9 protein-coding genes are annotated in these 9,809 nt (G+C 68.9%); 6 read left to right on the top strand and 3 right to left on the bottom strand.

Going from position 1 to position 9,809, the window contains the following annotated elements; translation table 11 throughout:
* Positions 1–503 precede the first annotated feature (503 nt).
* Together CHB94_RS23805 and CHB94_RS23810 are read left to right on the top strand one after the other, a co-directional pair.
* A complete protein-coding gene (locus CHB94_RS23805; RefSeq protein WP_089339027.1) occupies positions 504–695 on the top strand; it encodes a hypothetical protein in 192 nt (63 codons plus the stop codon).
* A gap of 2 nt (positions 696–697) precedes the next feature.
* Positions 698–2,104, top strand: coding sequence for an amidase (locus CHB94_RS23810; protein WP_089339028.1), 1,407 nt, complete (start codon positions 698–700; stop codon positions 2,102–2,104).
* Between the two features lie 188 nt (positions 2,105–2,292).
* On the opposite strand, the gene CHB94_RS23815 is transcribed toward CHB94_RS23810, so the two are convergent.
* Positions 2,293–2,667 carry a hypothetical protein gene (locus CHB94_RS23815; RefSeq protein WP_089339029.1) on the bottom strand — a complete coding sequence of 125 codons (375 nt, stop codon included), beginning with the start codon at positions 2,665–2,667 and terminating at the stop codon, positions 2,293–2,295.
* A 304-nt stretch (positions 2,668–2,971) separates the two neighbouring features.
* Between CHB94_RS23815 and CHB94_RS23820 the strand changes: the two genes are divergently transcribed.
* The gene (locus CHB94_RS23820) at positions 2,972–4,240 is read left to right on the top strand and encodes an IS256 family transposase (RefSeq protein ID WP_438264954.1); all 1,269 of its coding nucleotides are present in this window, start codon (positions 2,972–2,974) and stop codon (positions 4,238–4,240) included.
* 20 nt (positions 4,241–4,260) lie between these two features.
* On the opposite strand, the gene CHB94_RS23825 is transcribed toward CHB94_RS23820, so the two are convergent.
* Together CHB94_RS23825 and CHB94_RS23830 are read right to left on the bottom strand one after the other, a co-directional pair.
* Complete coding sequence (locus tag CHB94_RS23825) at positions 4,261–4,875, bottom strand: hypothetical protein (RefSeq protein ID WP_089339031.1); 615 nt, start codon at positions 4,873–4,875, stop codon at positions 4,261–4,263.
* Between the two features lie 152 nt (positions 4,876–5,027).
* A complete protein-coding gene (locus tag CHB94_RS23830) occupies positions 5,028–6,383 on the bottom strand; it encodes a polyamine aminopropyltransferase (protein WP_141137641.1) in 1,356 nt (451 codons plus the stop codon).
* Between the two features lie 736 nt (positions 6,384–7,119).
* Between CHB94_RS23830 and CHB94_RS23835 the strand changes: the two genes are divergently transcribed.
* The 3 genes from CHB94_RS23835 (at position 7,120) to CHB94_RS23845 (ending at position 9,785) form a co-directional block, all read left to right on the top strand.
* A complete protein-coding gene (locus CHB94_RS23835; protein WP_089339033.1) occupies positions 7,120–7,362 on the top strand; it encodes a hypothetical protein in 243 nt (80 codons plus the stop codon).
* 5 nt (positions 7,363–7,367) lie between these two features.
* The gene (locus tag CHB94_RS23840) at positions 7,368–7,652 is read left to right on the top strand and encodes a hypothetical protein (RefSeq protein WP_089339035.1); all 285 of its coding nucleotides are present in this window, start codon (positions 7,368–7,370) and stop codon (positions 7,650–7,652) included.
* 66 nt (positions 7,653–7,718) lie between these two features.
* Positions 7,719–9,785 (top strand): TOTE conflict system archaeo-eukaryotic primase domain-containing protein, encoded by a 2,067-nt coding sequence (locus CHB94_RS23845; RefSeq protein WP_089339034.1) that lies wholly within the window; start codon positions 7,719–7,721, stop codon positions 9,783–9,785.
* Positions 9,786–9,809: the final 24 nt, after the last annotated feature.

Raw genomic sequence — 9,809 nt, forward strand, 5'->3', positions numbered from 1 at the left:
GTCACCGCCTTCAGGACCGGTGCGGACACGTCCAGGCTGGCACGATGAGACATAGCGGGCTCCCGGGGAAGAGGAGATCGGCTTTGGCGAGACGATCTTGACCCCGAGAGCCCGCGCCTACATCTGGAACCCGCGCTCCGACCAGCGGCGATGCAATTCAGCCCGCTGAACCTGGTGAGAAAACCTCAGTGAGCGCCGCGTGTTGGGTGGGCAGGTAGATGCTGCCCGGTCGGCGCCTCGGCCGGCTGCGGGATATCGGGGCCCGGATAGGCCGCAACCTCGGCTGGGCATGCCCACGGCTGGCCCGGCTTCCGGTGCGCCTGCCAGGCTGCCCTGGCGGGACCCATTACGCGTCACGTATCGGTGGAGAGCTGCTAGCTTCGCGCGAGTGCACCGCCCCTGCAGTCCGCTTCATGGGAACTGCACTGACCACCCATGCCTTCGCATGGGGATCGGAGCGTTCCATCCCATGAGGCTTGTGCCACGGCCCCGAGGAGACGCTGATGGTCGAGAGAGCATTTTCCGGTGAGGCGATCGGCCACGCGGCCCGGATCGCCCGTCTGGACATCGCGGAGCGCGAGGACATGCTCGGGCCGGTCGTGGAAGGCATCTACGCACTGATCGACCAGCTCGACGCGGTGCCACTCGGCGAGACTCCGCCGGCCATCGGTTTCGACCCACGCTGGGAGGCCTGACCGTGGAACCGTTCGAGTTGACGCTGACCGCAGCGGCCGGGGAGATCGAAAGCAGGAACCTGTCCCCCCGGGAACTCACCGAATCCGTCCTGCGCAGGATCGACAAGACTGAGGAGGCGCTGGGCGCGTTCGCGCACGTCTGCGCAGACGCTGCCCTCGAGGCGGCCGCGCACGCCGAGCGCGAGATCGCCGGCGGCCGGTACCGCGGCCCGCTGCACGGGATTCCGCTGGGCGTGAAGGACCTCTACGACACGGCCGGGCTCCCGTCGACCTCCAGCTCGCAGGTCCGCGCCGGTCGGATACCGGAGACCGATGCGGTGACGGTCGCACGACTGCTGGACGCCGGGATGGTGCTGGTGGGAAAGACCCACACGCACGAGTTCGCCTACGGCGGCCTCACCCCGACCACTCGCAACCCCTGGGACACCTCGCGCATCCCCGGTGGGTCCAGCGGGGGCTCCGGCGCGGCAGTCGCCGCGGGAAGCTGCATGGTGGGAATGGGCTCCGACACGGCCGGATCGATCCGGATCCCGGCCAGCCTCTGCGGGACCGTCGGATTGAAACCGACGTACGGCAGGGTTTCGCGCCGCGGCGTGGCCTCGCTGTCGTGGTCGTTGGACCACGTCGGTCCCCTGGCCCGGAACGTCCGCGACTGCGCCCTCGTGCTCCCCGCCATCGCGGGATTCGACCGCCTCGACACCGGTTCCCTCGACGTCCCCGTGCCCGACTTCACCGCCGACCTGGACGGCGGGATCGCCGGGCTGCGCGTGGGGGTGCCGTCGAACTACTTCTTCGATCGCGTGCACGACGACGTCGACTCCATCGTGCGGGCGGCCATCGGCGTGCTCGAGGGGCTGGGCGCCGAACTGCGTGAGGTGTCGATCCCCTACCCCGAGCAGGTCCTGGCTGCCGAGTGGGCCATCCTCATGCCCGAGGCCAGTGCCTACCACCAGGAAACCCTGCGCTCGAAGGCAGAGCTGTACACGGCGCAGACCAGGGTGCTCCTCGAAGTTGGCGAGATGATCCTGGCCACCGACTACATCAAGGCGCTCCGGGTGCGAACCCTCATGCAGCGCGCGTGGGCCGACATGTTCGCCGACATCGACGTGCTCGTCGCACCCACAGAGCCCTTCGGCGCCCCCCTGGTGGGCGCGATGGAGGCGAACTGGCCCGATGGCGTCGCCGAGGACATCACCATGGCCCTGGTACGACTCACGTCGCCGGCGAACCTGACCGGCATGCCGAGCCTGTCCCTACCGGTCGGCTTCGACGGAGACGGGCTCCCGCTCGGCATGCAGGTGATCGGTCGCCCCTTCGACGAAGCGACGGTGCTGCGCGTGGGCCAGGCATATGAGTCGGCCTCCGACACGGTGGGGCGGATTGCTCCCGTCGTGACACCGAAGGGATAGGAGTCGGGCAGCGCAGGCGTCTCTCGACTCAGGGCTCGACCAGGCGTGTGCGCATGTAGCGTGTCGCCCCTCGGACACCGAGTTGAACCCCCACGGCTACTGCGCCGTGGGGGTTTCGCCGTTTCTGACGTTGGCACGTCCACGGGGGGGAGCTCAAGACTCGAGGGCGGTCACAAGCGGCACCCCCATCAGCTCAGGAGCAGCCCGACTAGACGGGCTGCGTCGTTGAGCGTCCTCTCGGCTTCCGCGAGAGTTCGCTCCTTACGACGCTGCTTGTACAGCGGGTTGTCGCTGTCCTTGAGCTGCTCGAGGCCTCGAAGCATCAGCTGCAGCGCCTGCTGGCGTGCGGCGAGTTGCCGGGCGCCCTTGCGTTGCCGGTTGCTGATGGGCACCTGGGTGGCGTCCTGAATCTCCTGTGCCCACCGTACCGCTCGGTTCTGGCGAGATTCGAAGGTCAGGGTACCGAAGAATCCACGCTGTTCCGGCGCGGGGACGCTTGGTGCGACCTGCCGCGCGAAGGCGTTGACGGCGACGACCAGTCCCTCAGGCGTGAACTGGAACAACGCGATCTTCAGCCGTTCGGCCTCGGCGACGCCGGCGGGGGTGTAGGCGGTGGCGTAGAAGAGTCGGTTCGGGAAGTCGGCCGCGGCACCGAACAGACGCTGGATGTCCGGGCTACCCGAGGGTGCTGTGTGGTGCTTGACCTGTGCCGCGGCCCGTTGGGCAAGGGCGTGTCAGATCCGCTGTGTAAGTGCGTGACTCCGAAGCTGAGCCTTCGTGGCTTGGGGAGGACACGCAGTGACAGACACGACGAACGCTCCGGTGGTCGACGACGGTGCGGTGCCGGCCGAGAAGCCTCGAGGTCGGGTGGGCCGTCCTCGCCGCGACGCCGATCAGCGACGGCTGGTGCCCGAGGACTTCGCCCGGCAACTGGTGGTCCAGGCCCGTGAGGAGGGGCTGGACATCGCCGGGGACTCCGGGCTGCTGCAGCAGATGATGAAGTCGGTGCTGGAGGCGGCGCTGGCCGAGGAGCTGACCGATCACCTGGGCTACGAGCACGGCGATCCGGCCGGCCGGGGCAGCGGGAACTCGCGCAACGGCAGCACGCCGAAGACGCTGCTGACCGAGGCCGGGCCGGTGGAGCTGGCCACGCCGCGGGATCGGGCGGGCACGTTCGAGCCGCAGATCGTGCGCAAGGGCCAGCGGCGCCTGGACGGCATCGACAAGGTCGTGCTCGGCCTCTACGCGAAGGGCATGAGCACCCGCGACATCACCGCGCACCTGGCCGAGATCTACGACGTCGACGTCTCCCCGGACCTGATCAGCAAGATCACCGACGCGGTGCACGCCGAGGTCGCCGAGTGGCAGGCCCGCCCGCTGAACACGGTCTATCCGGTGATCTTCCTCGACGCACTGGTCTGCAAGGTCCGCGACGGCGGCAGCGTGCGGAACAAGGCCGCCCACCTGGCCGTCGGGGTCGACGCCGACGGCCGCAAGGAGGTCCTGGGCATCTGGGTGGAGACCACCGAGGGCGCCAAGTTCTGGCTGCGGGTGATGAACGAACTCAAGGCCCGCGGGGTGCAGGACGTGCTGATCGCCGTCTGTGACGGGCTGAGCGGGCTGCCCGAGGCGATCAACGCCGTCTGGCCCCAGACGGTGGTGCAGACCTGCATCGTGCACCTGGTCCGCGCCTCGCTGCGCTGGGTCAACTACAAGGACCGCAAGAAGGTCGCCGCGCTGCTGCGCACCGTCTACAGCGCCCCGACCGAGGCCGCCGCCCGCGCCGAGCTCGACGCGCTGGCCGACTCCGAGTTCGGCCGGGACAACCCGGCGGTCATCCGCCGCTGGCGCGACTCCTGGGAGCGGGTCATCCCGCTGTTCGACTTCGCCCCAGAGGTCCGCAAGGTCATCTACACCACGAACATGATCGAGTCGATCAACAGTCAGTTGCGCCGGGCCACCCGCAACCGCGGGCACTTCCCCTCCGACGATGCCCTGGTCAAGGTTCTCTACCTGGCCTGCAAGGAGATGGGCCGCACCACCACCCGAGCCACCGCCGGCCGCGGAGGAGGCGCCTGGAAGACAGCACTGAACCAGTTCGACATCATGTTCCCGGGCCGGCTCGACCTGGCCTGAACCATCACCGAGTCAGGCACTTACACAGGCCAGCTGACACACCCTTGGGCAATGGCATCCAGCCCACCGTCGCCGGTACCCGGCGTCACCATGGCACCGGGGAAACCCAGATGCGTCAGGTGAGCTGCGGCCATCAACTCCGCGTCCTGCCATGTCACCACCGGACGACCCCAGTTCCACGCTCCGACCGAGCCAGGCGGGGGTGGCGCGACCGGATGACTTGAGTCCGCGCTCACCGATGCAGGTGATGTGGCGCCGGAAGCCGCGGCAGGAACCTCCGCCGCCCGTCGCACCTGGTCGAGATCACCGGGGGTCAGCACCAGACTGACCGTCACCCCCTGCGCGCCCACAACGTCCACCGCCTGGCCCAGGATCCGCTTTTTGCCCAGCCGCACGGCGAAAGGCGCAGTCGCGGCCTGCACCGGTCGACCCGCGATGATTGGCATGGCCAAGAGCCGACGGTTGGTCAGGACCGCCAGCAGAGGGGTCAGCGTGGCGCTCACGGCCACCCAGGTGGCGGTCTCGCCCGGTTGCAACTCCGCACGCAGCCGGTCGGCGATCGTCGCGAGTTGGCGGCGCGCGGCCCTCTCCCCGCCGATGGCGGCTGTCCGGTAGTCAGCGTGTAGAGGATCCACAACGCCATCGTGCCTGAACGTGACGACAGGATCACAGGCAGATGGCCGTGCTCCGGATCCCGTCCGAGACGTCCGGTGTCAACGCCGTTCCGGCTCCCGCCTCCGGGCAGGGCCACAGCTACTGATGCCGCTCACCCCGGGCGCCGGCAAGATCAGTTGTCCGTCTCGCCGGTGTCCGGGTCCTCCTTACGAAGGCGGCGGAGGAGCCGCTCCATGACCGGGGTCATGTCCCGTCGTTCGACCGGGACCGCAAGCCGCCCCTCATAGACGGCGTGGTGGCCCCTGGCTGTGATCCTCCAGGTAGCGCTTAACTCGGAAAGGTCCCCCTCGTCCACCACGAGAGCCACTTCGTCCCCGTCCGTTCGGTAGGCCTGCCGGGGTCTCAGATCCCCGACTTGGACCGCGATGTCGACGGAGCCGCCATTCCGGAAGGTCACGGTCGGGACCGAGGGCACGGACGGCATGTAGGGGTAGCTCGGCAAGTGCGGGGCACCGAACATCGACCTGTCGACCCAAGGACCCCAGGCCCTGGGTGGGCTGGGAAGCAGGTCGTAAGCAGCGAAGCTCTTCCGGCTCACAGGTTGAAGTCCCCTGACCGGCCCTTCGAGGTGGACTTCCACCTCAACGTCCTCGAGGAAGGCCTGCTCCCGGTTCGTGATGGTGATGGTCGCCGGAGCGGTGAGCACGGCAGCCAGAGCGTCCAGGGCTTTCCCCCACCCGGTCCGGCATGCACTCGCCCAGGACTCGATCTCCTGCCGGTACTCGTCCTCGGTGCGGTCCTCTTCCCGCTGCCCCATGCCTACGATCAGGGCGGCCGAGGAGAGGCCGAAGTGACTGGCGCGCTCGGCGCTTCTCAGCGCCGCGATAAGCCGGGCGCTCTCGCGTTCGATGTGGTGCTCGAGGATGTGCTCGTCGCAGCTGTACGCAACGGCCGTGCCGTCGACGGTAACAACCAGGTCCACATCCGGTCGCTCCAGGCGACCTCGCTGCTGGAGTTGAGAAACTTCCTCCCCCGTCGCCTGCCGTGTCTCTCCATCGGCCCGGACGACGATCTGACCGTTGTACAGACCCGGGCCGTCCTTGAAGCACGGGAAGGGCGGCTGACCCATCTTCGGTGGATCGACGATGACGAGCAGGACCTCACGACCGTCTTCGACCGGAACTCGCTGGAGATCCCAGCGCGGTCCGTTCACCGACAGGTACGGGCGGACGCCACGGTCGATGTCGAGCGCCTCGACCGGTTCGATGCCAGGCGTCGAGCCGCCGCCCACGCCGAGGACCATGACCGCATGTCCCTCGAAATACCGAGCTGCGACGTCCGGCATGCGGTTCGCAGCCCCGAGGATGAACTTGGCGACCTTGGCGACGCCCTCCTTGGTCTTCAGGTCGATGGCGCTCTTGACCTCCAGATAGTGGCGCTCCGCCCGGTCGTCCGTCCGCGCAACCGCCTCAACCAGGGCTCGAGCGGCCAGCTCGCCCATGGGCACGCGCGTCAGGTCGATCTCCAAGAACTCCCCCAGTCCCCCGGTCACAACGGAGCCGGACGAGCAACGTCTGCCAGGCCCACTATGACGGCTCCGCCCGACAGTTCGACCCGATGACTGGGTCTTCCGGGAGGTTGGGAGACCCTCGGACACCGCAGAGACTCCCTGCGGTGCACCGACCCTGGCTGCTCTGTCGTTTCGGAGGATGGGCACCGTCGCCCCACCCGCCCCGACTCCACCCACGGCGGCCATCCGGCGGGCTCTTCCTGGGCTCGTTGAGCCCTCGCCGCAGTGAAGGCCCACCGAGCCACCCATCGACGAGGCCGCTGACACCCACGCGTGGCTCCAGCACGAGGAACGGCAGTTCGGTCGCCGTCACCTGGCGGTCGAGGACTACGACTCGTTGACGGAGACCCTCGTGTTCTTGTCCGCGCTTCGGGCCCGGTCGAAGATCCGGCAGGCTTGGCCACCCGGTGGGGATTCGCTCCAACCACGCGACCAGGTGCTCGTCCGGGTCACGCGCCTCTCGGACCGCGTCGACGCCTACGGCTGACCGGCCCGATCACGCGGGGTCCAGCCGTGTGCGTATGTAGCGTGTCGCCCCTCGGACACTCGCTGACGCACACCGGCATGACTGCGCTGGCTCCACGCCGACCGCTCATCCGCAGCGCCGTCCGGCGTGCGACTCCCTACGGCGCCTCCACTCCTACGTGCGCCAAACTAACTTGACGGTCCAGAGGCGACAAGTTACCTTGGTGCAGTGCGGATCGAGATCCTCGCTACTGCACGCAGGCACCACGTAGCGGACGAGGACATCGAGCATGCGCTCCGCAACGTCGTCTCCGACTATCCGGACCAGGGCGACCACGAGCTCGCCATGGCCATCGGCCCAGCTCGCAACGGCGTGACCATGCTGGAAGTCGGCTACCTCATGAGTGAGGACGGCGTCCTGGTCGTCATTCATGCGATGAGGGCTCGGCGAAAGTATCTCAAGGGAGGGTGATCACGATGCCGCGCAGTTACGACGAGATCGTCAACCAGGCCGAGGAACTGTCCCGCGTGTTCGACGAGGACTTCGAACCGGCCGTCACCAAGGAGGAGGCAGCGGTCCGAGCCGCTGCCCTGCGCCGTGCCCTCGCTGAGAGTGACCTCGGTGAGGCCGTTGCCGCTGCCCGGAAGGCCGGCGTCCCGTGGGATCGCATCGGCGTGGCGGTCGGGACCAGCGGCGAAGCCGCGCGGCAGAAGTACCGCGCAATGATCGGCAAGGAGAAGCCGGCCACCATCGGTCGCTGACCCCTCCGCGGATGCAGCCGTCGCGCCACCTGCCGCCCAACGAGGTTCTCGCGACAGTATGGGACCGTGCCGATTCCGTCCGGGTCCGCGGATCAGGGCACTCTGCCGTTCGTCGATCTGGACGACGAGCTGTCGGCGCTACGCGACGAGGTTGCCCGTCTGCGTGCGGAGAACGTCCGACTGCTGCGCCTGCTGGAGTTGACGCCGCAGCAGGCGAGTCAGCCCGGCCCAGTGCAGACCGGCGTCTTCGACGGCGAGCCTGGGCCGGTGCACGCCGGTTCACCGGCCGCGGCCAAGGTGGCCTTCTTCGCCAGCCTTTTCGCCGCCCGACCAGACGTGTACGCGCTGCGCTGGGAGACCGCGCGCACCGGGCGCGCGGGCTGGGTGCCGGCGGTGCGCGGCGGATGGCGCAAGGGCGTGCCCGCTGCGGAGCGCGAATACCTGCCGCTGACCGAAGAGGTCATCACCGCGCATTTGTCCGGCGAACTGGAGCTGGGCCTGTATCCGCTGCTGGACGGTGACCGCTGCCACTGGCTGGCCGCCGACTTCGACGGCCCAACCGCAGTTCTGGATGCGCTCGCCTACCTCAAGGCCGCCCGGACGGTCGGCGCATCCGCGGCATTCGAGGTGTCGCGCTCCGGCCTCGGCGCACATGTCTGGCTGATCTTCACAGCACCCGTCCCCGCGGCCACCGCGCGCCAGGTCGGCACCGGTCTGCTGCGCGAGGCGATCGCCGTGCGCGGACGGATGGATCTGGTGAGCTACGACCGGCTCTTCCCTTCCCAGGACGTTGCCCAGGTCGGCGGCCTTGGCAATCTCATCGCCGCGCCCTTGCAGGGCCGTGCCCGCCGCCGCGGCGCCACGGTGTTCCTCGACCTGGCCACCATGGAGCCGCACGAGGATCAGTGGGCCTTCCTGTCCAGCCTCGGCCGACTCACGCCCAAGGAGGTCAACCGGCTCGCGCAACGGCTCGGCCAGGTAGCGGTCGGCGCCGAGGTGGACCGTCTCCGCTCCCCCACCTCCACGAAAATCGCGGTCCAGCCACCCACCGTGGTGCACGCCCGGCTCGGCGCCACGATCACGGTCGAAGCGGCGGAGCTACCGCCGGCGCTGCTGGCGACACTTAAGCACGCCGCATCGATGCCCAACCCGGTCTTCTACGAGCGCCAGCGACGCCGGGCCTCCACCTGGGACACTCCGCGCTACCTGCGCAGCTACGACGAGACGCTCACCGGCGACCTGCTCCTGCCGCGCGGGTTGCAGGACCGGCTCACCGCCCTCGTGGAACAGGCCGGCAGCCGCCTGGAGTGCACGGACGAACGGACCGCCGGCGAAACGCAGACCTTCGAGTTCGCCGCAGAACTCGATCCCGAGCAACAGCAAGCCTTCAAGGCCCTCGCCGACCAAGAAGCCGGCGTGCTGGTCGCCCCGCCCGGAGCCGGCAAGACGGTCATGGCCTGCGCGCTGATCGCTCACCACGGGGTTCCCACGCTCGTGCTGGTCGACCGAAAGACCCTCGCCGACCAGTGGAGGGCCCGCATCAGCGAACTGCTGGGCGTGAAGGCCGGGCAGCGCGGCGGCGGACGCGGCAAGACCACCGGCGTCATCGACATCGCCACCCTCCAGACGCTCGCTCGGGACGACGATGTCGCCGGCTGGACCAGCGACTACGGGCTGGTGGTGGTCGACGAATGCCACCACGTGCCCGCCGCCGCCTTCGAGCACGCCGTCCGCCAGATCCCGGCTCGCCGCTGGCTCGGACTGACCGCCACGCCGTACCGGCGCGACCAGCTCGACGACCTCATCGCTCTGCAGCTGGGTCCGATCCGCCACACCGTGGTCCAACCGCCTGCCGGCACTCTGGGCAGCCGGTCCTCCGACGCTCAGGCGCCAGAACCAATCCTGCACGTCCACCCCACCGACTACCGCTACACCGGCGACGCCGATCCCTCCGCGCCCGGCGGCATCTCCGCCATCTACCGCGACCTGATCGCCGACGACGACCGCACCGGACAGATCACCGATGACGTCGTCGACGCCCTCGCCCGTGGCCGGCACTGCCTAGGGCGTGTCTCACCGATCTTGACCGGCGGGTTCGGTAGGCCTGGTGTGTGCGCGATCGTCACGATCTGACTGATGTGGAGTGGGCCCGGCTGG

This window comes from Blastococcus mobilis (genome assembly GCF_900188025.1).
In the GTDB taxonomy this organism is placed as follows: Bacteria; Actinomycetota; Actinomycetes; order Mycobacteriales; family Geodermatophilaceae; genus Blastococcus_B; species Blastococcus_B mobilis.